Genomic DNA, 26,138 nt, shown 5'->3' with positions numbered 1-26,138 from the left:
CTCTTGGCTATTGGTATGTCGGGGTGAGGTGGTATGCTACGACCTCGCTCTGCGATTGCGGGGGTGATAGCGCTCGACCTGCTCGCGGAGCTTGGTGCGGTCGATGTGCGTGTAGATCTCCGTCGTCGCTACATCCTCGTGACCGAGGAGGAGCTGAATAGCTTGGAGGTTCGCGCCGCCCTCGAGGAGCGCTGTGGCGAAGCTGTGACGGAAGGTGTGGGGGCTGATCTTCTTCTCCACGCCTGCCATCTCGGCGGCTTCGCGCACCATGACGAAGACCGTGATGCGGGAGATGGCTTGCCCACGACGGCTGAGGAAGACGTAGTCCTCTTGTCCTCGCTTTGGGGTGGCACGGTCGGGATCACGGAGGTAGCGGGTGACCTCGGCGATGGCGGAGTCACTCAGCGGGACGAGGCGCTGCTTGCTCCCCTTGCCCTGTACGCGCAGATAGCCTTCGTCGAGGAAGAGGTCGGGGAAGGTCAGGTGACACAGCTCGCTCACACGCAGCCCGCAGCTGAAGAGCACCTCGATGATGGCACGATTGCGCTGACCCTCGACGCCGCCCTTGCTCCCTGCGGCCTCGATGATGCGGTCGACCTCGGCGGTCGTCAGCACAGTGGGGAGATAGCGCCCCTTGCGTGGCACCTCGAGGAGTGCCGTGGGGTCGCTATCTACATAGCCCTCGAGGAGGAGATAGCGCCCGAAGGAGCGGATACCCGAGATGATGCGTGAGATCGACGTCGGGCCGATGCCCAGATCATGGAGTGTGGCGATGAAGTGTTGCAGCCGTGGATAGTCGATGGCTTCGATGCTGAGCCCTTCGACGTCCATGTAGCTGAGGAGCTTATCGACGTCGCTGAGGTAAGCCTCACACGTATTCTCTGAGAGGCCAAGCTCGAAGCGTAGGTGCGAGAGGAACTGCGTGCGTATATCGTCAGGGAGCATTCAAAAAGTGAGAATTTTAATTTATCTTTGCAAAGGTAAGAAGACAATAGGAATACCCCCGAAATAACGAATGTGGATAGAGATCATTAACGGGCCGAACCTTGCTCGGATCGGCCAGCGTGAGCCCAGCATCTACGGCACGATGTCGATGGACACTTGCCTGGAGCAGCTGCACCAGCGCTATGATCACCAGCTTCGTCTGACCTATTTCCAGTCGAACCATGAGGGGGCGCTCCTTGACAGGCTCTATGAGCTGCACGATGCCGGCGCTGACGCCATCATCCTCAATGCCGGTGCCTATACCCATACCTCCTTGGCCTTGGCCGATGCCCTCCGGGCTATCACTCCCCCCACTATCGAAGTCCATATATCCAATATCTATAAGCGTGAGCCTATCCGCCAGCGCTCCCTCATCGCAGAGGCCTGCCGAGGGACGATCTCGGGCTTCGGTCTCGATGGATACCGCTTAGCCATCGAAGCCGTGTGTGGGGGCTTACCTCTACCGACCCACGAATAAATTACCCCAATTAAGCATTATGAAGAAAACTAAGATTGTAGCTACTATCTCGGATCTGCGCTGCGACGTAGAATTCATCCGTCCGCTCGTCGAAGCTGGCGTGAACGTCGTACGTATGAACACCGCCCACATGACGAAGGAGGGTATCACCCAGGTCATCAACAATACGCGTGCTGTATCGCCCAGCGTCGCTGTCCTCCTGGACACGAAGGGCCCCGAAGTCCGCACGACGGTCCTCGAAGGTGACTCAGAAGTCAAGCGCGAATTCCACGCTGGTGACAAGGTCATCTTCCAGGCTAACCCCGAAGCCAAGACCAACAACGAAGTCATCAACGTGAACTACGTGAACTTCGTCCACGACGTGCCCGTAGGTGCTCGCATCCTCCTCGACGACGGTGCTCTTGCCTTCGACGTAGAGAAGAAGGAAGGCGACAAGCTCTTCACGGTCTGTCAGAACAACGGTAAGCTCGGTAGCCGCAAGAGCGTCAACGTCCCTGGCGTACGCATCGACCTGCCCTCACTCACCGAGAAGGACCGTGGCAACATCCTGCACTCTATCCCCCAGAAGATCGAGTTCATCGCTCACTCTTTCGTCCGTAACAAGAAGGACATCGAGGAGATCCAGACGATCCTCGACGAGCACAAGAGCGACATCAAGATCATCGCTAAGATCGAGAACCAGGAAGGTGTTGACAACATCGACGAGATCATCGACTCTTGCTATGGTATCATGATCGCTCGTGGTGACCTCGCTATCGAAGTTCCCGCTGAGAAGGTCCCCTCCATCCAGCGTATGATCATCAAGAAGTGTATCGCTGCTAAGAAGCCCGTCATCGTCGCTACGCAGATGCTCCACACGATGATCGACAACCCCCTGCCTACGCGTGCAGAGGTCAGCGACATCGCTAACGCTGTCTACTACCGCACCGACGCTGTCATGCTCTCTGGTGAGACGGCTAACGGTAAGTACCCCCTCGAGGCTGTCCAGACGATGGCAAGCATCATCCGTGAGGCTGAGAAGACCCTCGAGCGCGAATACAACGACGAAGTGCCTTACTCTAAGGAAGTGAGCACCACGACGGCCTTCCTCTCTAAGCAGGCTGTACGTAGCGTCGAGCAGATCGACACGCAGGCTATCATCACCGATAGCTTCACCGGTCGTACGGCTCGCTACCTCTCTTCCTTCCGTGCTACGGTCCCCGTCTGCGCTGTCTGCTACGATCCTACTCTGGCTCGTCAGCTGGCTCTCAGCTACGGTGTGACGGCTCACTACGCTGAAGACGCTGCTTGCCCAGGCTCACGTCTGGCTGCAGGTATCAAGAGCTTCATCGAGTCAGGCCTCATCAGCGAAGACACGCAGGCTGCTTATATGAGCGGTACGATCGGTCAGTCGGGTGCTGCTCACTCGCTCGAGATCGACACGGTCAAGGAGATCCTCGCTAAGAACGCTAAGTAATTCGGCGCTTCGCTGAATACCTCTTTACGGGGCCACTCCCGATATCCTTCGGTAGTGGCCCCGTCGCTTTCTCCCCCTGCGAGTAGCCGTTTCTCCGCCATAGTCCCGTGCTGTGGATAGCCCTATGATCCGCTTTAGGGGAAGCCGTAGGTACTATGCTCCGATGTATTCAAGTATGTACTATATTTGCGTCGAGAAAAGTAGAGTTATGCCTTCCCTATGAGGAGCTGCCTCGCCTGTCCAATACGTATATATATTAAGTCCCCCCATTTCATAGAGATGAAAGCACTAAGGAACTCCTCCTATTTGGCTTTGGTTGCCTTGATGGCTCTCGGCATTAGCTCCTGTAAGGAGAAGGATGATCCAGATCGTCCATCACCAGATCGGAAGATCGCATCAGAGGGTACTTACCCCACCTTCATGCGCCTCCATGGGGTAGAGCCTAAGACCTTGCCAGCAGAGCGCTATCTGGGGAAGTGCTTCGACCTTGTAGGACATACGGCTAATGATGCTGGGGGCTTCACGCGGTGGAGTGTCTTGGATGAGAAGCGCATCGCTTCTAATGATCCATGGTCTCCTTTTGGTCGGGCTATTACCCCTGAGCTTCGTGTGCCACGGCATACCGAGCTTAGTGTCCAGCCTGAGGACCGCTCCTTTAAGCGGACTTACCAGGCCTCCAAGGCTGAGCCATTCAGTGACTCAATGGTCGTAGCGGTAGGTCCGGGCTATGAGAAGGTGACTTGCTCTTATGGTAATAGGAGATACTCTGTAGGGAGCCTGCAGCGATATGTCTATCGCTATACTACGGGGTATAAATATCTCTACGAGCGATATGAAGTAGCAGATCCGATGGACTATGAGTTCTATCTAAGTAAGCGTTTCGTGAGAGATCTTAAAGTGCTTTCGGCGGCTGCGCTGGTGGAGAAATATGGGACGCATGTCGTGACTTCATATTCCACGGGTGCCTCTCAAGACTTGGCCGTGGCTGCTAACTCATCACTATTCACTGAGAGTGAAGTCATGGCTATTCATGGTGCGCTTTGGGTAGGAGGAATGCCCCTATTTCCTGAGCTCCAGAAGAAGGTGAGCAACAACTTTTCGCAGTTGGGGGTAACCTATCTACAGTCTGGAAGTAAGTACGAGCCAAACCTCAGCTCGGTCATAGATCTAGATCATACGGTGGGGCGGTATGATCAGCGTCTCTTCCAAGAGCAGATCAATGCCAATGCGCACACGACGTTCTTAGAGCTTGAAGAAGGGAATCCATCGATCCCTTCGCTTATCTCAGATATTCCGCTGAAGGTAAAGTACTTCTCTGGGATCTTAGACTTGGTGCGACCCAGCGAACTGGGGAGTACAATGTATGTCTTATCTAACCCCGAGACCTATGAGCTGATCCCTTACCAGTCGACCTATCTGAATGTAATGCTCCCTCGCTATGAGAGTCAGCAGGCCTTCGTATATATTGACGCTGGTTCTTACAAGATCTTTGAGGAGGAAGGCCGTTCAATGACCAGGTGGTATGCGCGTATGCAGGAAACTGGGCTATGGACTTTCCAAAGCCTTAAGTCTTCGAAGTATCTGTGCCGAGACTTTGTGCTGCGAACGGAGCAGGAAGATACAGGTAATTTGCGCTTCTGGGGGCTTAACCCTATAGTTTCTACTGGTGCAAAGAGCTGGGTTTCTTTGGCAAATCTCCTCATACGTAAGAGCTGATAATTCACTCCTAAATAGTGCTTCACCCCCCTATTGCTATGCTTGCTGTAGGGGGGTGAAGTGTATCTAATAGCAGAGGGAGAGTGGGTGTTGGTATTGCCTTGGCGGCACAGCGAATGCGGCGGCTCGGGAGGAAGCCGCGGCATTGTCGTATCTTTGATAAGATTATTACATTTGGATAAGTAGCCTCCGTGCCGAAGCTAAGCCCAGTAAAAGCCCTCGGTGCGTGAGCCCTAAGATGCATAGATGAAAGATATATTCATGTTGATCCGCCGCTTCATCGCTCCTTATTATAAGGGGTACTTGAGCCTTGCGGTGCTCTTCAACATCCTGAGCGCTCTGCTCAATCTGGTGGCCTTCGCCCTTGTGATGCCCATCCTCAATATCCTCTTCCAGATCGAGGAGCGGGTGACGACTTATATCCCCTTCAGCTCGCTTGACCTCACCACCCAAACGGGTTGGTCGCAGATGAAGGAGGTGGTGACGAATAACTTCGGCTACTTCGTCTCGCGGCTCATCGAGACTGAGGGAGCCTCCTACACACTCATCATCCTCGGCATCTATCTGGTGCTGATGACGCTCCTGAAGGTCGGTGCTACCTACCTCGGGGGCTTCTTCCTCGTGCCTATCCGTACGGGAGTCGTCCGTGACCTGCGTAATCAGCTCAATGCAAAGATCCTTGCTCTGCCGCTGGGCTTCTTCAGCGAAGAGCGCAAGGGCGACGTGCTGGCCCGTATCACGGGGGACGTCGGGGAGGTAGAGAACTCCGTGATGAGTTCGCTTGATCTCCTTCTGAAGAACCCTATCCTCATCTTCGTCTACCTCGGCTCGATGCTCGTCATCAGCTGGCAGCTCACCCTCTTCGTCTTCCTTGTCCTGCCCATCGCAGGCTTCGTCATGGGGCGCGTAGGGAAGTCGCTCAAGCGCACCAGCCTCGAGGCGCAGAACCAGTGGGGGCAGCTCATCAGTCAGGTCGAGGAGACACTCGGCGGGCTGCGTATCGTCAAGGCCTTCACCGCGGAGGAGTTCGTCGATAAGCGCTTCCGTGACTCCAACGAGGAGTACCGCCAGACGGTCATCGGTGTGAACCGCCGTCAGCTCCTGGCGCACCCCGTGAGTGAACTCCTCGGTACAGCGACCATCGCTATCGTGCTGTGGTATGGCGGCTCGCTCATCCTCAATCGTGATAGCAGCATCGATGCCTCGACCTTCATCTACTATCTCGTCATCTTCTACAGCCTCATCAACCCGCTGAAGGACCTCAGCAAGGGTGCCTATGCTATACGCCGTGGTATGGGCTCGATGGAGCGTGTCGACCGCATCCTCCAGGCCGAGAGCACGATCACAGACCCTGCCGAGCCTAAGCCCGTCGTCTTCAACGAGGCGATCCGCCTGGAGAAGGTCTCCTTCCGCTATGCTGAGGAGTGGGTACTACGTGACGTAGATCTGACGATCCGCAAGGGGCAGACCGTCGCACTCGTCGGGCATTCGGGCTCGGGGAAGAGCACGCTGGTAGACCTTATCCCACGCTTCTACGACGTCGTCGAGGGGCGCATCACCATCGATGGCACAGATATCCGTGAGGTCGCAGTAGCAGATCTGCGACGCCTCATGGGGAATGTCAATCAGGAGCCCATCCTCTTCAATGCCTCGGTCTTTGAGAATATCGCCTTCGGTGTCGAGGGTGCTACCCTCGAGAAGGTGCGTCAGGCTGCCGAGGTCGCGCACGCCGATGAGTTCATCAATGAGATGCCCGCAGGCTACGATACGAATATCGGGGACCGCGGGGGCAAGCTCTCCGGTGGCCAGCGCCAGCGCCTCTCTATCGCCCGTGCCGTCTATAAGAATCCCCCGATCCTCATCCTCGACGAAGCCACTTCGGCCCTCGATACCAAGAGCGAGCGCCTTGTGCAGAGTGCCTTGGATCACCTCATGGAGGGCCGTACGACCATCGTCATCGCCCACCGCCTCTCGACGATCATCCATGCCGACGTCATCTGCGTCGTCGATGACGGGCGTATCGTCGAGCAGGGTACGCACGACGAGCTCCTTGCACTCGGCGGACACTACGCCAAGCTGCATGCTATCCAAGTCAAATCCTAAGCGGACACAGAGATGAAGCGTAATCCTGTCAAGTACAACTATACCGATACCTTCCGTGCGGCCCTCGAGCTCGCTGCCGAGCACGCCAAGGAGCTGCGCTGTGGCGAGATCACGAATGACCTCCTCCTGTGGGGCGTGCTCAGCGAAGGCACCAGCGCCGCTATCCGCTTCCTGATGGATCGTAATATCTCCGTGAAGGAGGTGCTGCGCGAGGTGGACGAGCATATCCAGCCGGACGATAAGGAAGACCCCGCACACGTCTTCTACAGCATCGAAGCGCATAGCACGCTGGCGCGTGCGGCACAGATCTCCACGCTCCTCGGGGCGCAGGCCATCAGTGCGCTGCACCTCCTCTATAGCCTATACTTCTGTTCGCCCCCGACGCTCCTCACGCATTACCTCGTAGCCCACCGCATCAACGAGCATACCGACCCCCAGCTCCATCGCGTCGCTATGCTCCTTGAGGGCAGTAAGACTACCGCTGAGGAGAGCGCTCCAAAGCTCGTAGAGCCCAAGCCAAGCCAGCCCGCCTCGGATAAACCTTCAGCGCAGGCCCAGGCGATCGTCTTGTCCCAAGACCGCGTCCGCCGTATCCCCATTCGCATAGATCTGGCGCATATGAAGGGCTCTGGGCTCGGTGGTGATGGTGAACTGCCACCCAGCGACGAACTCCTGCAGGCACTCGCCGAGAGTATCAGCACGCAGGTCGACCGCATGCTCGGTAAGCTCCCCGAGGGCGAAGAAGCCCCGAAGGATGGGAGCTTCCCCTACGCTGACTTCGGTCGCCGTGTGACGAGCACTACCCCCGCGACCCCAGAGGGTAAGGTGGAGCCGATGCCCTATGATGATGAAGCGCGTGACCTCATACAGATACTCTCGCGTGAGAGCTACCCCTCGGTCGTCTTGGTGCATGAGCTCCATGACAGCCCCGAGCCGATCATCAAGGCGCTTGTTCGTCACATGGATCGCCGTGCTGAGCTGGATGCTAAGGGTGGCAGTGCGAGTGTAGCTGATAAGCTGAGTGCCACGCCACAGGGCTTCCGCTACCAGTCGGTGCTGGAGCTTGACCCGCTGCGCTTAGCCTCTGCAAGCCAGATGATGGGTGGGGCAGAGCAGTACCTGCAGTCACTCTTTGAGCGACTCAAGGCCGATCCATCAGTGCTCCTCTATATCGGTGACCTCAGCCTCCTGAAGCCCCTCGGTCGTACGGGTGGCGAAGTCTTGGAGGCTCTCTTCGTGGGCCTTGCTCGGCGCCGTATGCAGTGTATCGCCCACGCTACTCCCGCCACCTACAGCCAGTCTGTCGAGCGCAGCGAAGCCGCTTTGCTCAGCACGGCGAAGTACATCATCAAGCCCCTCGAGGGCGAGGCACTCCGTAAGGCCTTCGAGCGTCGCCGTGCCTTCCTCGCGGATTACCACTCGGTGAGCTATCAGACGCCCTACGAGGAACTGCTGGCACTCGCTCAGCGCTACTTCCCGCAGGAGCCTGCGCTCTACGCCCTCGGTGAGATCCTCGATGCCGCTGCCAGCGAGACCCGACGTCGCCTGCATCGCCACTTCTACGGCACGACAAGCGGCACACGAAGCAAGGGTACCGTCGGCCGTGACGACCTCTTGCAGGGCCTGGCTCGTCGCCTCAATATCCCCGTGGAGCAGATCGAGGACAAGACCGAGCTCCAGCGCCTGCGTGAGCTCCCCGCGAAGCTCCGCAGCCGTATCGTCGGGCAGGATAATGCCGTGGCAGTCGTCAGCCGTGCCGTACAGCGTGCCCGTCTCGGGCTGCGTGACGGACAGCATCCCATTGCTTCCTTCCTCTTCCTTGGCCCGACGGGCGTAGGGAAGACCTATCTGGCGAAGGCACTCGCGGGGGAAGTCTTCGGCAGTGAAGAGGCACTGGTGCGTATCGATATGAGTGAGTTCGCCGAGCGTCATAGCGTCTCCCGACTCATCGGCCCTCCTCCTGGCTACATCGGCTATGGCAATGGTGGCGAACTCACGGAGCCCGTGCGTACTCGCCCCCATCGCTTGGTCCTCCTTGACGAGATCGAGAAGGCCCATCCCGATATCTATAATCTCCTCCTGCAGGTCCTCGACGATGGCCGTCTGACGGACTCGGAGGGGCGTACGGCGGACTTCCGCAATACGATCATCATCATGACAAGCAATGTCGGTTCGCGCGAAGCGAAGGACTTTGCCCGCTCCGTCGGCTTCTCTGGCCTCAGCAATGGGCAGGAGCGTAGCGAAGGCATTGTCCGCAAGGCACTGGAGCGCACCTTCAGCCCCGAGTTCTTGGGGCGTCTGGATGGTACGGTCGCCTTTGAGAGCCTCTCAGATGAGTCGCTCCTGCAGATCGTCTCGCTGGAGCTGAAGCCTATCGTAGAGCGCCTCGCAGCCTCGGGTTATGGCCTGACGCTCACTGAGGAAGCCAAGCGCTTCGTCGGTATCGATGAGGCGCATCGCAGCCTCGGAGCCCGCCTCGTGCGCCGTCGTCTGCAGCAGCTCGTGGAGGACCCCTGCGTCGAGCACATCCTCGAGGAGAAGCTCCATACGGGTGAGACCTTCGTCGTCAGCCTCGGGAAGGACGGCGAGCTCGTCTATACGATCCAGTCCAGCCGTACTGCCGATAGCCCGACGCAAGCAAAGAAAGCCCCTGCTACCCTGAAGTCAAAGAAATCTTGACGATGCCCCAACCACTTGTCACTGAAGAGGAGCTCCAGCGTGCGCTGGCTGACCCGGAGCGCCGGCGAAGCGCCTTCACCACGGTCGTGCACCTCTACTCGCAGCAGATCTACTGGCAGATACGCCGTATGGTCTACAACCACGACGACACCGACGACCTCGTGCAGAACGTCTTCATCAAGGCCTGGGAGGCTATCGAAGGCTTCCGTGGCGAGGCGAAGGTCTCCACGTGGCTCTACCGAATCGCCCTCTATGAGGCCCTGAACTTCCTCAAGAAGCGTCGCCACGAAGAGGAGAATGTCATCTCCCCCTCGGAGGAGGGTGACTCGCTCTACCTGCTGGATCGCCTCACGGCCGACGAGTACTTCGATGCCGATGAGGCAGAGGTGCGCCTGCAGAAGGCTATATTGAGCCTACCTGCCAAGCAGCAGTTGGTCTTCCGCCTCCGCTACTACGACGAGATGCCCTATGACCAGATGGCTGCACTTACCGGCACGTCTGAGGGCGCACTCAAGGCCTCCTACCACCACGCGATGAAGAAGGTAACAGAAGAACTTCAGCGCAGCGAATAAACCTTTTCCCCTACGAGTTGTCACACAGAGTGAAGCCCCGATAAGGGCGCATATATTTAGAGATGAATAAGCAACCCAACCTACCTACTCCCGCCGAGAGTCGTGGGTACTATAGCGTCCCCGAGGGCTACTTCGATAGCCTCGAGGAGCGTATCATGGCGAATATCCCTGAGGAGACCCCCGAGGAAGTCGCCGAAGCTCCCCGTGTCAGCCTATGGACGCGCCTGCGCCCCATCGCTTATCTGGCGGCGATGTTCGTCGCGATGAACCTCATCTTCCGTGCCTTCGCACCGAAGACTGCCGAGGATAAGTCCGTCGCTACGGCCCAGACAGAGGTCAGTAGCGAAGACGAGTATGCCAACTACTACGCCGACTACGGTGAGCGCATGACGGCCGTAGCAGGCTATGACTCCTACTACAATTCGCTCCTCTCTGACCTCGGGACGATGACGAATACCTCCTTTACGACCACACGCTAACCCCTACGAAGACAATGAAGCGAATCCTTTATATCCTTTGCTCCATCCTCCTCCTGACGGGTGGACTATCAGCACAAGCCCATAATATCCTCCTGACGGGTGGACTGTCCGCACAAGCCAAGAAGAAGGGCGCCGACCATCATAAGGATATGCGCGAGAAGGTGCGTGCTGAGAAGCGTGCCTTCCTGATGCGTGAGCTCTCCCTCACCGCTGGCGAAGTCGATGCACTGATGCCCGTGCTAAACGAACTTGACGATAAGCGCTTCGCTCTATGGCGCTCGACCGAAACCCTCGGCCGCCGTGTACGTCAGGGCGACAAGACGCTGACCGAAGCCGAGCTGAATACCCACCTCGAGCAGATGCTGGACTTCCACGTCCGCGAAGCCGAGCTGGAGCGCACCTATTATCTGCGCTGTCGCTCCACGCTTCCCGCTGACAAGCTCGTACGCCTGCCGATGGTCTGCAAGGACTTTGCCCGCCGCTTCTTCGAGCGTCACAAGCGATAGCACCCGCCTCGCTCCCTCCTTATTTTCATAGAGAAGTTGGCACCCATCTGCGGGTGCCAACTTTTTTTGTGGCCGTGTGCAAGCTGTGCACCTCCCTCATAGGGTGGTGCGAACCTATATGAGACTGTTGCGGCAGAGTCCTGCCCGCTATTTATTCAGCTAAGGTATCGCACGCCCAGCTCCCCGATATGCCTCTCCGACGTGATAAGCAAGCCCTTCGCCTTATCGCGCGTATTCCTCTTATCCAGCGGAGGGAAAAGTGTCCTTCTCGTGAAGGAAAAAGCGCCGTCACGTAGTGGTTTTTCCGCATCTACGTACGTAGTCTTAAAGACCAGGCACGTCAGTCCAAATATCCACGCACGTAGATTTATCGTCCACGTACGTAGTCCAAACTTATCTGCCACTCGTCCACAACTTTTATCCCTACGCGGAGCAACAACCTAATATAAGTCACTTCACAAAGCTATATAGCTTGCTGCGCCATCCTATATAGGTCGGTGATGCGACCAATATAGGTTCGCTCACTGACCTATATAGGTTCACACCACCCACCACTATTGGTTAGTATCCGCTCCTTGCAAAGTGGCTGATGCTGAGGAGATCTACTTATTCTATTCTTTTTCTAAATTTGTAGTACACACACGCCCCTCATGAGGGCGCACGCATGACAAATATCTTCCCGAATCAAGGGCCTTATGAAGAAGCACATCCCAGAGGCTACGCGCCTCCTTATCGTTGCCCTCCTCTTTGGTATTCGCCTGAGTGGAGCGGCTCAGCAGCCCACGACAGATAGTATCGCGACCCCCGACAACGAGCTCGAGGGCGTCAGCGTCATCGGCTATCGCAAGATCAATACGGGCAATATCCACAAGCAGATCTTTGAGCTTGAGGCGAAGGGCGTGCCGAAGGGTGCCTCCGCTGACCGTGCGCTACGCTATGTGCCTGGACTCCTTATGGGGAGCGCGGGCTACAGTATCTTGGGTAGCGAGCAGGTCGCTCAGGTGCTGATAGATGGAGCGCCTGCCAGCCCCGAAGAGCTGGCAAGCCTCCCTGCGCAGTCGATCTGGCGCATCGAGGTCCTGCGGGGCGGCGTCGATGGCGACCGCATCAATATACGTAGGCTACGCAGTCTCACGCGGGAGTTCAAGGGACGCATTGACCTTGGGCTAAGTCAGCCCGCCCGCTACTCGGCGAGTGCCAACCTTACCCTACAGACCCCGACGACCGTGCTGACCTTCGTCCCCTCGGCGCTATGGAGTCGGCAGGAGATCTCCTCACAGCTTGACCGCAAGAGTGCGGGGGTGGCACACGGCTGGCATCATCAGACGACGACTAAGACCAAGCAGGCAAGCTCGCTTCTGCGCTTTGACTTCTTCCCCAGCAAGCACTGGGATAATACGCTCGTCGCGATGTATTCGCGCAATGGACATGATGGCTTCAGCGAGTCCACCCAAGATGCCCTTCCCTCTCAGCGGCTGGATGAGACGGGCTATATGCAGGTCTTGCAGGGGCATCTGGCGAGCCGCTATAAGTGGGGCGAGAGCTTCCTTCGTCTGCGTGGGCATCTGGCGAGTGAGTGGGATCGCCAAGAGCTGAGCCTCCAGACCGCTACGCACGCGGCGGAGAATACCTATCGGAGTCTCACGGGCGACCTGACCTATCAGACGAAGCTCGAGGGGCGTGCGGTTCGGCATAAGCTGAATACCAGCTACGCCCTGACGCACCGTGAGACCCGCTCGAGCTATAGCCCCCAGCGCTATAAGAGCCTGATCCATGCCCTCAAGCTGGGCGATGAGGTCAGCTGGGGCGAGCAGTGGGGTGGGGACTTCCTGCTGGATATGCAGTACGATGAGCAGCGCCTTTCCACACTGACGCGCCGCGCTTGGTACGTCCTTCCCTATGCCAGCCTCTATTATAGTGGAGCGCGTGATGCTGTCGAGCTGAGCTATGACCTCAGCGTCTCTCGCCCCACGGGGGAGATCGTAGACCCCACACGCTACTATACCTCCGATACCGAATACACCGAGGGGAATGCGAGCATCGCCAATGAGCGCACCCATACGCTCGCACTCCGCTACCAGCGTCAGGTCAAGCAGACCTTCCTCTCGACGGCCTTCACCTACACTCGGACGCTGGACGCTATCGGGCGTATCCATGCGCTTGCTGATCCTCAGCTGGAGACTTGGGCGAACGTAGGGCGAAGCACCGCCTACGCCCTCTCACTGGGTGTGAATAGCTCCTTCTTCAAGCATAAGATGAATCTGAACCTCGGGACGGCCCTCGGCTATGTCACGAAGGAGATAGCACCCGAGCATCGCCTCACCGCCCTGAGCGCTGGCGGGAGTGGGCTCTTCTATCGGGGTACGCTCAACCTCAGCTACACGACGAGCCGAGACTGGACGTACACCATCTATGCGCAGTGGTCGGGTAGGGAGCTGACCTTCTCCTACCAGCGTGACCACCTGCCCTACGTGTACTTCGAGGTGAATAAGAGCTTCCTCGACGACCGCCTCTCCCTCACACTCTCCCTCCTCAATCCCTGGGGGACGATGCGTACCGATACCCGCTACTTCTTCCGTGATGTCACGCAGACCCGCTGGGTGACGAATAATCATAGTAGCGGCGTGCGTCTGGGGCTGACCTATAGCTTTGGGAAGCGCTTCCGTACCCGACAGGGCAACGAGACCATCGAGCAGACCGACCGTAAGGGGAAGTAAATCCGCAAACTCCCTCACAAAGCGGTCCCGTGAGCTGTCGGAGGTGATGCGAGTGACGAGGGATATACCTTGAGTAAAAGCCCCACGTTATTAAGGTGAATGCACCCAACACCTGAGGCTCGGAAGGGCAGAAAGTAGGTCGGGGACTGCACATATACTGCGCGCTTGTGCAGTGTTGGCGTTTGTAACTATTTGGTTATCTTTGCATTTGTCGCATAGTGTATGCTTTGCATCCGTGCACACCGACGGGAGGCGCGCTCCCGCCAGGTATTATCATTAATGTAGTATCAAAAGCTGGTATGACAAGAAAAAGAATGCGACTGTTATGCGCATCTCTGTGTCTGGCTGCCACGACACTCCCTGCCTGGGCTGCAACGCCCCCCTCAGGGAAGGCTCAGACACCAAAGAAGGAGACACGCACGACAGCCGGTCAGCAGGCAAGCACCACTGGTGAACACCTGCTCCTGGCCGACCGACTCGAGATCAAGAATCGTCTCTCCAAGGAGAAGCAGCGTCGCGAGGCTGATCTGAAAGCTAAGAAGCAAAACGAAGATCTCGAGGCACCGGCCTCCGAGCTCTACGGCGAAGAGTCCTGGGGAAGTCACGTAAACCCCTTCGCAGGTATGTCGGTCAACATCCCCGACCGCCAAGACATCGACCTGCAGGAGTTCGTGATGCCCATCGCCACCCGCCAAATCACCTCGAACTACGGCTATCGCCATAGCTTCGGGCGTATGCACTACGGGACGGACCTCAAGCTGAGCCACGGGGACACGGTACGTGCAGCCTTCTCCGGGAAGGTGCGTATCAAGTCCTACGAAGGTGGGGGCTACGGCAACTACGTCGTCATCCGCCACCCCAATGGTCTGGAGACGGTCTACGGCCATATGAGCCGCTCCATCGTCCGCGAAGGGACGGTCGTCCGCGCTGGTGACCCCATCGGTCTCGGCGGTAGCACGGGCCGCTCTACTGGGCCCCACCTCCACTTCGAAGCACGCTTTATGGGTATCCCCATCGACCCATCGGACCTCTTCGACTTCCAGGCAGGTGTCCCACGCTATGACGTCTTCGCCTTCGTCAAGGGTGCCTATCGCACGCCCCGCTCTTTCGCAGTAGCTAAGGCAGCTGCCAAGCCAAAGAAGAGTGGCGAGTCGAACGAAGAGCAGTTCAAGACGCACCGCATCAAGAAGGGCGAGACCGTCCGCGCTATCGCAGCTCAGTATGGCGTCTCGGTAAGCAAGCTCTGCCGCACCAACGGCATCTCCGCCCGCGCCAAGCTCTCCACAGGGCGTACCCTCCGCATCCCGAGCTAAAGCCTACCGCACCGTCGTAAGCTATGCTCGCCGACACACTACAAGGCCTCACCGCTTAGAGCCCCTGGCTCTGGGCAGTGAGGCCTTGCCTTTTTCCGTATCTTTGCTCATAGGGAAGAGGCCTCAGCGCCCCGCCCCTCTGCTTCGATCTCCTCAGGATCACATCCCTCTTACGACAATATTTATAGTCTCCGAATGATTACTCTCTTTAGGAAGCACAGCTCCCCCGTGCTTTATGTCGTGGAGAGCACGGCGCCCTTGGCTGCCGAAGCCCTCGATCGCCTCACCTGGCTCTTTGGTGGGGCTACTTTGCTTGATACCCCCGCCCTCAAGGGCTTCTTCGTCGGGACGCGCCGCGAGCTCGTCACGCCCTGGAGCACCAATGCGGTGGAGATCGTGCGCAATATGAACATCCCCACGGTCACGCGTATCGAGGAGTTCAGCGAGGTCTCGGGGCCCGATGCATCCTTCGACCCCATGCTGCAGGCCCTCTATGAGGGGATCGATGCTACGGTCTTCGACACGCACATCACGGCAGCGCCTATCGAGTATATCACGGACGTGCGGGCCTACAATGACGCCCACGGTCTGGCTCTCAGCGATGAGGAGATCTCCTACCTCGAGGGGCTCAGCGAGCGTCTCGGGCGTCCGCTCACCGACAGCGAGCTCTTCGGCTTCTCGCAGGTCAATAGCGAGCACTGCCGTCACAAGATCTTCGGTGGTACCTTCGTCCTCAACGGGGAGGAAGAAGAGCGTAGCCTCTTCTCGATGATCAAGGACACGAGCGCCGCTAACCCCAATCACTTAGTCTCGGCTTATAAGGACAATGTGGCCTTCATCGATGGCCCCAGCGACCTTGAGCAGTTCGCTCCCGCCACGGGTGATAAGCCCGACTTCTTCGTCCGTAAGTCCATTGACAGCGTGCTGAGCCTCAAGGCTGAGACGCACAACTTCCCCACGACCGTCGAGCCCTTCAACGGCGCTGCTACCGGTACCGGTGGTGAGATCCGTGACCGTATGGCTGGTGGTCGTGCCAGCGTGCCTCTGGCTGGGACGGCCGTCTATATGACGAGCTATCCCCGCACGGCAGCCGATCGCCCTTGGGAGCAGTACAGCGCTGCCCGCCCTTGGCTCTACCAGACGCCCCGTCAGATCCTCACGAAGGCATCCAATGGTGCGAGCGACTTCGGGAATAAGTTCGGTCAGCCACTCATCTGTGGCTCGGTGCTGACCTTCGAGCACGAAGGTAAGGCCGACGAACCTACCTACGGCTTCGACAAGGTCATCATGCTCGCTGGTGGTGTCGGCTATGCCCGCCGCAGCGATGCACAGAAGGGCACTCCCGAGCCTGGTGAAGAGGTCGTCCTGCTCGGTGGTGACAACTACCGCATCGGTATGGGCGGTGGTGCCGTCAGCTCTGTGAACACGGGGCAGTATGCCGGTGCTATCGAGCTCAACGCCGTACAGCGCTCCAACCCCGAGATGCAGAAGCGCGTCGAGAACGTCATCCGCACGCTCTCGGAGAGTGAAGACAATCCCATCATCTCCATCCACGACCACGGGGCAGGGGGGCACCTGAATTGCCTCTCCGAGCTCGTCGAGACGACGGGTGGACACTTCGACCTCAGCGCCTTCCCCATCGGTGATGAGACCCTTTCGTCGAAGGAAATCATCGGCAACGAGAGCCAGGAGCGTATGGGCCTTCTGGTCAAGGGCGACGCCGTAGAGCGCATCGCCCGTATCGCCGAGCGTGAGCGCGCTCCGATGTACGTCGTCGGTCGCACCACGGACGATATGCACCTGACCTTCGAAGAGGCCGGTGGTGATAAGCCCATTGACCTGGCGCTGTCGGATATGTTCGGCTCGGCGCCCAAGACCTACATGGTCGACAAGCATATCGACAAGACTTATCCCGCCCTCAGCTATGACGCTGCCCGAGTCGAGCACTACCTCGATGAGGTGCTGCAGCAGGAGGGGGTCGCTTGTAAGGACTGGCTGACGAACAAGGTTGACCGCTCCGTCACGGGCCGTGTAGCTCGCCAGCAGTGTCAGGGTGAGATCCAGCTGCCCTTGAGCGACTGCGGTGCTATGGCAGTTGACTTCCGCGGTCGTGCAGGTATCGCTACCTCTATCGGTCACGCTCCCGTAGCGGCACTGGTAGACCCCGTAGCTGGTAGCCAGCTTGCCATCGCTGAGGCGCTGACGAATATTGTCTTTGCCCCCCTTACCTATGGCCTCGAGGGTGTTTCACTCAGTGCCAACTGGATGTGGCCCTGCCGCAATGAGGGCGAAGATGCTCGTCTCTACGACGCGGTAGAGGCTGCTTCTGACCTCGCGATCTCACTCGGCATCAATATCCCCACGGGTAAAGACTCGCTCTCTATGACGCAGAAGTACCCCAACGGCGAGAAGGTCCTGAGTCCAGGCACCGTCATCATCAGCGCTATCGGTGAGGTCTCTGACGTGAAGAAGATCCTCTCACCTGTACTCGTCGCGAATCCCGCATACCCTGTCTATCATATCGACTTCAGCTTCTCTCCGCTGGCGCTCGGTGGCTCAGCCTTCGCGCAGGCCCTCGGTCAGCTCGGTGACGAGACGCCCCGTATCGAGGAGCCTGAGTACTTCCGCGAAGCCTTCACTGCTGTGCAGGAGCTCATCCAGCGCGGTGTGCTGACGGCTGGTCACGATATCTCGGGCGGTGGCCTCATCACGGCGCTGCTGGAGATGTGCTTCCCCTCTACGAAGGGCGGGCTGTCGGTCGACCTCACGGCCTTCCCCGAGGACGATATCGTCAAGCTCCTCTTCGCCGAGAACCCCGGTGTGCTCGTGCAGACCTCACATCCCGAAGTCCTCGAAGAAGTGCTGCGTGATGCCAGCATCGGCTTCGCTCGCATCGCTACGCCTACGGCCGACGGGCGCACGCTCTCGGTAAGCTACGGCAAGAAGTCCACGCTCACGCTCGACATCGATGCCAAGCGCGACCTCTGGTACCGCTCCTCTTACCTGATGGACAAGTATCAGAGCGGCGAAGAGCTGGCTAAGGCTCGCTACGAAGGCTATAAGAATCAGCCCCTCCGCCTCACGGCTCCTAAGGGCTTCACGGGTAAGCTCGCTGATCTCGGTCTCGATCCCGATCGCACAGCGAAGGCGCCTGTCCGTGCTGCCATCCTCCGTGACAAGGGGACGAATGGTGAGCGTGAGATGGCTTATGCCCTCTATCTCGCAGGCTTTGACGTCAAGGACGTGCATCTGACCGACCTCATCTCGGGTCGTGAGACGCTCGATGATGTACAGCTCATCGTCTTCTGCGGTGGCTTCTCGAACTCCGACGTCCTCGGCTCGGCTAAGGGCTGGGCAGCAGGTATCCTCTTCAACGAGCAGGCGAAGGCTACGCTCGACCGCTTCTACGCTCGCCCCGACACGCTGAGCCTCGGTATCTGTAATGGCTGTCAGCTGATGGCCGAGCTGGAGCTCCTCTATCCTGAGCACGAGCTGAAGCATAAGATGGCGCACAACGACTCGCACAAGTTCGAGAGCTCGTTCGTCAGCCTCACGATCCCCGAGAACCACTCGGTGATGCTCCGTGATCTGGCTGGTGCGTCACTCGGTGTGTGGGTAGCTCACGGCGAAGGGAAGTTCGACCTCCCCTACGACAGCGACCGCTACCACGTCATCGCACGCTACGCCTATGATGCGTACCCCGCGAACCCCAACGGCTCGCCTGACGCTATCGCAGGGCTTTGCAGTGCTGATGGCCGTCATCTGGCTCTCATGCCTCACCCCGAGCGTGCGATCTTCCCCTGGCAGTGCGCTTACTACCCCGAGGTTGACCGCCGTGAGCACGAGGTGACTCCATGGATGAAGGCCTTCCGCAATGCCTACGATTGGTGCTGTGAGCACAGCCGTTAGGCTACGGTAGCTACCAAATGATCGAGCCCCGATCTCCTATGTGGGAGGTCGGGGCTCGGTCGTTTAGCGGGACTTGCTCGGCCTTAGAGCGTGTAGTCGAGGCCGATGGAGAAGATCTGATTCTTGCGGGTGTAGACCTCACTACCAGGGAGTGCGATGCCAAGGGCAGGCTGAGCAGCGTAGGTGCTGATGGCCTTCTTGTGATCGCCGTAGCTGGAGATCATATAGGCGAGGTTCAGCTGGGCTTCCTTCGTGAGGTGCAGGCCGACGCCGAGGCCGTAGGACGTGGAGCTCATGTCGAAGTGGATGTTGCTCTGATAAGCATCGCTCACCCCTTTGCGCGTGATCTGCACACCGCCGCTGACGTCGAGCCAGTCGAGGGCGTTCCACTCGAGGCCGAAGAGATATTCGTTTGTGTTGCCCTTGAGGGTCTTCTGCTTGTCGCCAGCCATGTTCGCAGACTTCTCGAAGAAGTGATTGTAGCTGACTGCAGCCGTCAGCGTGGGGAGGATGCGGTACGAAGCACCGACACCGAGTACAGCGGGTAGATCGTTGGCGACCTTAGCACCATCGGCGAACTGCTCCATGCCGGAATCATTGGCCTCAGTCGTGTTCTTCACGCGGATAGCGGTGCGGAACTCATAGCGTGCCCCTACGTTCAGCCCTTCGTAGTTGAAGTTCAGCCCGACGATAGGCGCCAGACCGATACCCGTCTGCTTGACCTCGATGCGCTTGTCGAGGGTGTTCTTTGCTAGAAGGCCAGGGACGGCGAGGACAGGCTGTACCTGTTGCTTGAGAGCGTCGGGCAGGTTGTTGACGATAGGCTCAGCTGCCTTAGCTCCCGCAGCGATCACACCGAAGTAGGTGGGGGCGTGGTGCATGGCGCCATCAGCACCGCTGACCTGGATATTGCGGATGTAGCCCGTGTAGGTGTTGTAGGCATAGCTCAGACGCGCACCGAGGTAGGCACTCAGGTGCTGGTTGATCTTGTAGCTTGCACCAGCCTGCAGGCCGAAGACGTACTGGAGTCCCTCGAGCTTGCTGTCTACGGAGTACTTGTTAGCCGCCTTGATCGGGTCGATGAGCTTAGCGAAGCCAGCTTGAGCTGCTGGGGGGAGTGCCCCTGCGGGGAGGGTAGCGATCATGGCGGTAGCCTTCTGAGCGATGGCCTGCGTGATCGTGGGGACGAGTGCTACGTTCGCCTCGAACTGAGGGAGACCGCTTGTGAAGCTGGCCTTACCACCACCGCCGAAGACGCCTACGACAGCTGAGAATGCCCAGTCACCCTTCTTATACGAAGCCATGAGCGTGGGGACGATGGGCGCAGTGGCCTTCCCCTCAAAGCGCTTAGTAGTAGTGCCTGCCGTAGAGTAAGCGAATGGGGCGAAGGTAGCGTCGATGTCACGGCTCTGGAGTACGGTCTGGCTGTTGACCGAGAAGCGCCAGCCGTCGGGTGTGAAGACAAGACCTGCGGGATTGTAGTAGGTCGCGTCGATAGCGAGTGAGGCATTACGTGCGAGGCTACGCAGGTAGAGGGCGTGGAGGCTGGTATTGTTCAGCAGACCCCCAGCGTGTGCTGCGGGGGCGGCGGTGAGGGCGATGAGGCCCAGGAGTAGCGTTTTCTTCATTGCTATATAGGATGATTTGTCGCCCCGTAGTGGGGCGCTTGCCTTATGGGAGGCAGGACAAAGATAGAGAAATATGCACACTTCGCTCAGATGTGTGCGTGTCCCTCCGTGTATTCATAGTAGCAAGGCAAAGAAAAAAGGCTCCCGTAGTGCGCACTACGGGAGCCCTCTAAGGGGTAGGTCAGTGACCTAAATGCAAGAGGCTTGGCTTAGTACTCGTCAGAGACACTCAGCTTAGCACGGCCCTTGGCACGGCGAGCAGCCAGTACGCGACGACCGTTAGCCGTAGCCATACGTGCACGGAAACCGTGCTTGTTCTTTCTCTTGCGGTTCGATGGTTGGAACGTTCTTTTCATCTCGTTTGTCTAATATATTAGTTGCTTATACTTTGCTATGTTCTGCAATTTGAGCCACAAAGATAGGGAATTTTATCCAACCATAATTCGCGGGGGGCGTCTGACCCACAATATCAGGGGGTGGTAGTGACCTATATTGGTCATCGAGTCAACCTATATCGGGGACTGTTGCCGAGAGTCCTGTTCTCTATTTGTCCTGCTAAGGCATCGCACGCCCAGCTCCCCGATACGCCTCTCCGAAGTGAGCAAGCACGCCCTTCGCCTTATCGTGAGTATTCCTCTTATTCAGCGAAGGGAAAAGTATCCTTCTCGCGAAGGAAAAAGCGCCTTCACGTAGTGGTTTTCTTCTATCTACGTACGTAGTCTTAAAGACCAGGCAGGTCAATCCAAATATCCACGTACGTAGATATTAGGACCACGTACGTAGTCCTAACTTTTCTACCACTCGTCCGCAACTTTTATCCCTACGCGGAGCAACAACCTAATAGAGGTCACTTCAAAAAGCTATATAGGTCGTCGCTGCGACCAATATAGGTCACGGCGCGGACCAATATAGCTTCGCCCGCCGACCAATATAGGTTGACTTAGGTAGGACTATGGGTACGTCGTACTCCCTCCGCTATGGCACTTGCTCTAAGAGGCGCTCGATGAGTACGGGGAAGGCGTAGCTACTGCGCTCCGTGCTCGGTATATGCTGGTAGGGAAGCTCCGTACTGAGGCCCTCAGCTTCGATGAGGAAGAGGCGAGCATAGATAGCACGGTGGGAGAGCTTGTGAGAGCACTGTGCGATGGGGGTGGAGTGGAAGGTCGGGCGCTCGAGTGCTGCGATGAGGTCACCGAAGGCGGGGAGCTTCGTCAGCTCTTCGACGGTGACACCCGTCTCTCCCGTCTCGATAAGAGGGAATTCATACAGCCCCTGCCAGATATCGCCAGCACCACGACGGCGAATGAGTAGGCCTTCGCCCCCCGATGTGTGGGGGAGGCGGATGAGGAAGTAGTCCATATGGCGGGGGAGGACCTTCGTCTTGCCCTGCTTGATGGGGAGCTGCTCCTCGATGCTGGCGCGATGGGCGAGGCAGTGCATAGCGATGGGGCACGCATCGCAGTGCGGACGACGGGGCGTACAGCAGAGGGCACCCAGCTCGATGACGGCTTGGTTGTGGCGGCTGGGATGCGCCTTGTCGAGGAGGGCCTCCGCCAGCTCCCAGTAGGAGCGTGAGCCACGTGTCGTGTCGATGGGCTCGGTAGAGCCGAAGAGGCGACTCAGCACGCGGTAGACATTACCGTCCACGGTGGGGTAAGGGAGGTTGTAGGCGAAGGAGAGGATCGCACCGCGCGTATAAGGCCCGACGCCTGGCAAGCGGCTCAGCCCCTCGGGGGTGTGGGGGATCTCTCCGCCGAAGTCCGAGACGATGATCTGTGCGGCACGCAGGAGATTGCGCCCACGGGAGTAGTAGCCGAGGCCCTGCCAGAGGAGGAGTACCTCGTCTTCGCTCGCGGCGGCTAAGTCCTGTACGGTGGGGAAGCGCTCGGTGAAGCGATGATAATAAGCCATCCCTTGGTCCACGCGCGTCTGCTGGAGGATGATCTCGGAGAGCATGACGTGGTAGGCCGATACATCTTCGCGCCAGGGGAGGGCACGGGCATGCTCGTCGTACCAGCTACCGAGGCGGCGCTGCACATCACGAAGGTCGATGCCTTCGGTGGATGGGGTGGGATGGGTCTTCTTCATCGGGCGCAAAGATACGCCATTACGCACGTAGCCCCTGCATCACTCGGGATGCAGGGGCTACGCTTATATAAATACGATTAGTGAAGTGCGGGGGATTACTTCGTCTCAGCGCGGAGGACCTCGACGGCCTTCTCGATCTGCGTGTCGACGCCCTGCAGGACCTTCGTGGGATCAAGAGGTACGACGACGTCGGGCTCCATCTGGGTGTTCTCCAGATAGCGACCATCGAAGAGACGGAAGCCTACGGCAGGGATACCGAAGTAAACGCTGGGGTCGAGGAGCGTCACCCAGTTCACGCTGGTCATCGTACCAGCTACGGGCATACCGACGACCTTACCGACCTTGAGGTGCTGATAGACCCAAGGCGTACCGTGGGCATTGCTGTAGTCAGCTTCGCAAGTGACGAGGACAGAGGGGCGATTCCAGCGGCGGGAGGACATCTCCGAGTACTGGCGGTCACGGACGACCTGGTCGGCGTAGTGCTTACCCGTGAAGAAGGCTTCGATATCCTCATGGAGACGACCACCGCCGTTGTAGCGGATGTCGATGACGATACCCTTCTTCTGGTAGTACTTGCCCATGACATCGGAGTAGACCGTGCGGAAGCTGGGGTCACCCATCGAGGGGATGTGGACGTAGCCGAGTGTGCCCTTCGATACGCGCTCTACCTCTTCGGCACGCTGCTTGACCCAGCGCTTGTAGAGGAGGTCATTGAGGGCAGAGGAGGAGATGGGGCGGATGACTTCGTCGACCTGCTCGCCTGAGGCGGTGCGGAAGGAGACGAGGAGGCGCTTGCCTACCTTATCGTTCAGCAGGGGGAAGTAGTCCTTGCCTGCCTCGAGCTTCTCGCCGTCGATAGCGGTGATGAGGCTACCCTTCTGCAGCTTCGTGTGGGAGTTGTCGAAGGGACCACCTGCCACGACTTCGTCGACGTGCAGGGCACCAGAGCCTGCTACAGGCGAGACGAAGACGCCGAGCTCAGCCGTGGGGAAGGCCGACGATGAGCTGCGAGCACCGGAGCCCGTGTGGGATACGTTCAGCTCGCCGAGGAGCTCGCTCAGCATCTCGGCGAAGTCCTGATTGTTGTCGATGTAGGGGAGGAAGGTGCGGTAGTGGTCGGTGAGCTTCTTCCAGTTCACGCCGTGCATATCCTTGCGGTAGAAGCGTGCTTCTTCTTCGCGGACGACTTCTTCGTACATGACCTCACGCTCGCGGATGCGGTCGATGCGGCGGTGGCCAGCCATCGTGATGGGCTTCGTGGCATCCGTCTTGGGATCGAGCGTCATGGGTGAAGCGCCGAGGATGAAGAGCTTCGTGCCCTTCTTGTCCGAAGCGAAGAAGGGAGAGGAGAGGTCCATCTTCTTCTGCAGCTGCGTCGTGTGCTTGCGCATATCGTAGACCCAGAGGTCTTGCCCAGCTTCGGTAGCGGAGAAGTAGAAGAGCTTCTTGTTGTCAGGCGAGAGGATGTAGTCACCGAGGCGCGAAGAGGCGGGGGTGATACGTACGGTGCGCAGGTCGAGGTTGTCCCATTCGATGACGCCGTTGGTGCTCTTAGCGGGCTGAGCCTTCTTCGTCTTCGTGGTGTCGGCCTTGGCTTGCTTCTCGGCTTCCTCGAGGAGGGCGAGGTCTTCGTCGTTCATGCGGAACTTCTCGTAAGCCGCACGATTGAGGAAGACCGCCATGATATCGTTCATAGAGCCCCACGAAGCGTGGTTGCGCATACCATACTTATCGGTAGCGTAGAGGAGGATGTTCCCATCGGTAGACCAGCGAGGGTTGCTACTGAAGTAACCGCTGTTCGTGAGGTTCTGGATGGGCTGGTCACCCTGAGCGCTGACGATACCTACGTCGGTGTAGGGCCCACGGCCACGGGAGACGTAGGAGAAGGCGATCCACTTCCCGTTGGGTGACCATACGAAGTCGGGGTCAAGCGTCTGCTTGCCGTCGGTGATCTGACGAGTCTGACGTGTCTTGAGGTTGTAGACCATGAGCTTCTCACGCTGGTAGAGGAAGGCTACCTCATTGCCATCGGGGGAGAAGGAGGGGTACATCTTCTCGCCCTTGAGCGAGGGGATGAGCTTCTCGTCGCTGATCGCCATAGCGTTGGGGAAGTTCTGATCTTCGCCACGCTCGACCTTAGCGATGTAGAGATCCCATGAGCCGTCCTTGGTGCTGGCGTAGACGATGGACTTGTTGTCCGCGCCGAAGCTGACACCGCGCTCGGCCTGTGAACCCTTCGTGATCTGACGGGTCGTGGTGTAGTCGGTAGCCGTGACGAAGACATCGCCACGCGAGAGGAAGGCGATCTGCTTGCCGTCGGGAGAGACCGCGGCAGAGCCGAGGCTACGGCTCATCGCGAGGTGTAGCTCTTCGTCGGGAGCCTGGTCCTTGGAGATGCGGATGGGTACACGCTGCTCGCTGCGACCAGGGACAAGGGTGTAGATCTCACCGGCATAGCCGAAGCAGAGCAGGCCGTCGGCTGAGCTGGAGAGGAAGCGCACGGGGTCACCCTTGAGCTGGGTGAGTGCCTTGGCTTCGGTAGCGGGGCCGGCGAGGTTGCCTTCGTAGACATTCATCGAGCCACCATTGCGCTCGCTGAGGAAGTAGAAGGACTTACCTGTGGGGGAGTAGACGGGATCGCGGTCTTCGCCATCGTGACGGGCAACGAAGCGGTAGGTCTTCTTGTCGAAGTCGTACTCGAGGAGGTCGCGTGAGGCAGAGGAGGTGTGGTGCTTACGCCACTCGTTCTCGAAGCTCTTGATCTCCTGATAGAGGATGCGTCGGCCATCACGGCTGACATTCACAGCTTCGGCGGGAGTAGCGAGGATCTGCTCGGGGCGACCACCGGTGACGGGCACGCGGTAGAGCTCAGTGAGCAGGGAGTTGGGGAAGAGGGCGGAGCTGACAGGATCTTGGATGTGTGCCTTGAAGATCAGGTAGCGGCCATCGGGAGTGAAGGCCTGGGGGATCTCACGCCCCGAGTGGGTCGTCAGCTGACGAGCCTTACCGCCACCCGCTGGCATGATGTAGATGTTGATGCCAGAGGAGTTGCGGTCGGAGGTGTAGGCGATCTGCTTGCCATCGGGTGACCAGACGGGATAGCACTCATAGGCTTCGGTCGAGGTCAGGCGACGGGCTTCACCACCCACGGTGGGTACGGTGTAGATATCGCCTTGGTACGCGAAGGCGATCGTCTTGCCATCAGGGGAGATAGCTGGATAGCGCAGCCAGAGTGGGCGTTCCTGTGCAGAGGCGGAGAGTGCCGCCGCACCGAGGAGAAGCCCACAGAGAAGGGGTTTCTTTATATCCATTGCTTATAGTGATGATTGTGTATGTGGTTCGAGACCATGTATATGCTCAAAGATACGATAAATAGAGGGAAGGCGTAAAGGAAGCGAATGTGTCCAGGACGCACATCCCAAGTGATGAGCAAAGAGCACCCTGCTGAAGCGCGTGTAGAGTGGGCTCGTGAAGGGGGTGAAAGTAACCAGTACTGGTCAGCGATCGGAC

Annotated in this window: 16 protein-coding genes; 11 read left to right on the top strand and 5 right to left on the bottom strand. The window is 58.4% G+C overall.

Going from position 1 to position 26,138, the window contains the following annotated elements; all coding sequences use genetic code 11:
* Window positions 1–36: 36 nt before the first annotated feature.
* Window positions 37–945, bottom strand: a complete 909-nt coding sequence (locus KO088_RS06380) for a site-specific tyrosine recombinase (RefSeq protein ID WP_060934998.1) — start codon at window positions 943–945, stop codon at window positions 37–39.
* Between the two features lie 70 nt (window positions 946–1,015).
* On the opposite strand from KO088_RS06380, the gene KO088_RS06375 reads away from it, so the two are divergent.
* From KO088_RS06375 to purL, 11 genes are all read left to right on the top strand, one after another.
* Window positions 1,016–1,462: a type II 3-dehydroquinate dehydratase gene (locus tag KO088_RS06375; protein ID WP_009432697.1), complete on the top strand. Its 447-nt coding sequence runs from the start codon at window positions 1,016–1,018 to the stop codon at window positions 1,460–1,462.
* A gap of 19 nt (window positions 1,463–1,481) precedes the next feature.
* Window positions 1,482–2,918 (top strand): pyruvate kinase, encoded by a 1,437-nt coding sequence (pyk, locus tag KO088_RS06370; protein ID WP_215494045.1) that lies wholly within the window; start codon window positions 1,482–1,484, stop codon window positions 2,916–2,918.
* Between the two features lie 279 nt (window positions 2,919–3,197).
* Window positions 3,198–4,634 carry an MACPF domain-containing protein gene (locus KO088_RS06365; RefSeq protein ID WP_215494044.1) on the top strand — a complete coding sequence of 479 codons (1,437 nt, stop codon included), beginning with the start codon at window positions 3,198–3,200 and terminating at the stop codon, window positions 4,632–4,634.
* A 246-nt stretch (window positions 4,635–4,880) separates the two neighbouring features.
* Window positions 4,881–6,737 carry an ABC transporter ATP-binding protein gene (locus KO088_RS06360; protein ID WP_215494043.1) on the top strand — a complete coding sequence of 619 codons (1,857 nt, stop codon included), beginning with the start codon at window positions 4,881–4,883 and terminating at the stop codon, window positions 6,735–6,737.
* A gap of 12 nt (window positions 6,738–6,749) precedes the next feature.
* Window positions 6,750–9,416 carry an AAA family ATPase gene (locus KO088_RS06355; RefSeq protein ID WP_215494042.1) on the top strand — a complete coding sequence of 889 codons (2,667 nt, stop codon included), beginning with the start codon at window positions 6,750–6,752 and terminating at the stop codon, window positions 9,414–9,416.
* Window positions 9,417–9,418: 2 nt separating this feature from the next.
* Window positions 9,419–9,988, top strand: a complete 570-nt coding sequence (locus KO088_RS06350) for an RNA polymerase sigma factor (protein ID WP_215494041.1) — start codon at window positions 9,419–9,421, stop codon at window positions 9,986–9,988.
* Between the two features lie 62 nt (window positions 9,989–10,050).
* Window positions 10,051–10,467, top strand: coding sequence for a hypothetical protein (locus tag KO088_RS06345; protein WP_215494040.1), 417 nt, complete (start codon window positions 10,051–10,053; stop codon window positions 10,465–10,467).
* Between the two features lie 14 nt (window positions 10,468–10,481).
* The gene (locus tag KO088_RS06340) at window positions 10,482–10,973 is read left to right on the top strand and encodes a hypothetical protein (protein ID WP_215494039.1); all 492 of its coding nucleotides are present in this window, start codon (window positions 10,482–10,484) and stop codon (window positions 10,971–10,973) included.
* 695 nt (window positions 10,974–11,668) lie between these two features.
* Window positions 11,669–13,690, top strand: coding sequence for a TonB-dependent receptor (locus KO088_RS06335; RefSeq protein ID WP_215494038.1), 2,022 nt, complete (start codon window positions 11,669–11,671; stop codon window positions 13,688–13,690).
* A gap of 299 nt (window positions 13,691–13,989) precedes the next feature.
* Entirely contained in the window at window positions 13,990–15,003 is a 1,014-nt protein-coding gene (locus KO088_RS06330) for a peptidoglycan DD-metalloendopeptidase family protein (protein WP_229770841.1), read from the top strand.
* 195 nt (window positions 15,004–15,198) lie between these two features.
* Window positions 15,199–18,912 (top strand): phosphoribosylformylglycinamidine synthase, encoded by a 3,714-nt coding sequence (gene purL, locus KO088_RS06325; protein WP_215494037.1) that lies wholly within the window; start codon window positions 15,199–15,201, stop codon window positions 18,910–18,912.
* An 83-nt stretch (window positions 18,913–18,995) separates the two neighbouring features.
* Here the strand turns inward: purL and KO088_RS06320 are convergent, their stop codons facing one another.
* The 4 genes from KO088_RS06320 to KO088_RS06305 form a co-directional block, all read right to left on the bottom strand.
* Window positions 18,996–20,540 carry a FadL protein gene (locus tag KO088_RS06320; RefSeq protein ID WP_215494036.1) on the bottom strand — a complete coding sequence of 515 codons (1,545 nt, stop codon included), beginning with the start codon at window positions 20,538–20,540 and terminating at the stop codon, window positions 18,996–18,998.
* A gap of 209 nt (window positions 20,541–20,749) precedes the next feature.
* On the bottom strand, window positions 20,750–20,896 hold the full coding sequence (gene rpmH / locus KO088_RS06315; protein WP_009432805.1) for a 50S ribosomal protein L34: 147 nt from the start codon (window positions 20,894–20,896) through the stop codon (window positions 20,750–20,752).
* A 619-nt stretch (window positions 20,897–21,515) separates the two neighbouring features.
* On the bottom strand, window positions 21,516–22,628 hold the full coding sequence (gene mutY, locus KO088_RS06310; protein ID WP_251419846.1) for an A/G-specific adenine glycosylase: 1,113 nt from the start codon (window positions 22,626–22,628) through the stop codon (window positions 21,516–21,518).
* A gap of 95 nt (window positions 22,629–22,723) precedes the next feature.
* Window positions 22,724–25,939, bottom strand: coding sequence for a S41 family peptidase (locus KO088_RS06305; RefSeq protein WP_215494034.1), 3,216 nt, complete (start codon window positions 25,937–25,939; stop codon window positions 22,724–22,726).
* Between the last annotated feature and the right edge of the window lie 199 nt (window positions 25,940–26,138).

This window comes from Porphyromonas bobii (assembly GCF_943169685.1).
In the GTDB taxonomy this organism is placed as follows: domain Bacteria; phylum Bacteroidota; class Bacteroidia; order Bacteroidales; family Porphyromonadaceae; genus Porphyromonas; species Porphyromonas pasteri.
Note: the sequence above shows the minus strand (reverse complement) of the source record. Positions and strands in the feature narration are given on the sequence as shown.

Bases quoted from the DNA above. Each gene is read 5' to 3' on its own strand.
- KO088_RS06330 (WP_229770841.1), top strand. From the start codon at position 13,990: ATGACAAGAAAAAGAATGCGACTGTTATGCGCATCTCTGTGTCTGGCT.
- KO088_RS06350 (WP_215494041.1), top strand. From the start codon at position 9,419: ATGCCCCAACCACTTGTCACTGAAGAGGAGCTCCAGCGTGCGCTGGCT.
- rpmH (WP_009432805.1), bottom strand. From the start codon at position 20,896: ATGAAAAGAACGTTCCAACCATCGAACCGCAAGAGAAAGAACAAGCAC.
- KO088_RS06320 (WP_215494036.1), bottom strand. From the start codon at position 20,540: ATGAAGAAAACGCTACTCCTGGGCCTCATCGCCCTCACCGCCGCCCCC.
- pyk (WP_215494045.1), top strand. From the start codon at position 1,482: ATGAAGAAAACTAAGATTGTAGCTACTATCTCGGATCTGCGCTGCGAC.
- KO088_RS06305 (WP_215494034.1), bottom strand. From the start codon at position 25,939: ATGGATATAAAGAAACCCCTTCTCTGTGGGCTTCTCCTCGGTGCGGCG.
- KO088_RS06345 (WP_215494040.1), top strand. From the start codon at position 10,051: ATGAATAAGCAACCCAACCTACCTACTCCCGCCGAGAGTCGTGGGTAC.
- KO088_RS06380 (WP_060934998.1), bottom strand. From the start codon at position 945: ATGCTCCCTGACGATATACGCACGCAGTTCCTCTCGCACCTACGCTTC.
- KO088_RS06375 (WP_009432697.1), top strand. From the start codon at position 1,016: ATGTGGATAGAGATCATTAACGGGCCGAACCTTGCTCGGATCGGCCAG.
- KO088_RS06360 (WP_215494043.1), top strand. From the start codon at position 4,881: ATGAAAGATATATTCATGTTGATCCGCCGCTTCATCGCTCCTTATTAT.
- mutY (WP_251419846.1), bottom strand. From the start codon at position 22,628: ATGAAGAAGACCCATCCCACCCCATCCACCGAAGGCATCGACCTTCGT.
- KO088_RS06340 (WP_215494039.1), top strand. From the start codon at position 10,482: ATGAAGCGAATCCTTTATATCCTTTGCTCCATCCTCCTCCTGACGGGT.
- KO088_RS06335 (WP_215494038.1), top strand. From the start codon at position 11,669: ATGAAGAAGCACATCCCAGAGGCTACGCGCCTCCTTATCGTTGCCCTC.
- KO088_RS06365 (WP_215494044.1), top strand. From the start codon at position 3,198: ATGAAAGCACTAAGGAACTCCTCCTATTTGGCTTTGGTTGCCTTGATG.
- KO088_RS06355 (WP_215494042.1), top strand. From the start codon at position 6,750: ATGAAGCGTAATCCTGTCAAGTACAACTATACCGATACCTTCCGTGCG.
- purL (WP_215494037.1), top strand. From the start codon at position 15,199: ATGATTACTCTCTTTAGGAAGCACAGCTCCCCCGTGCTTTATGTCGTG.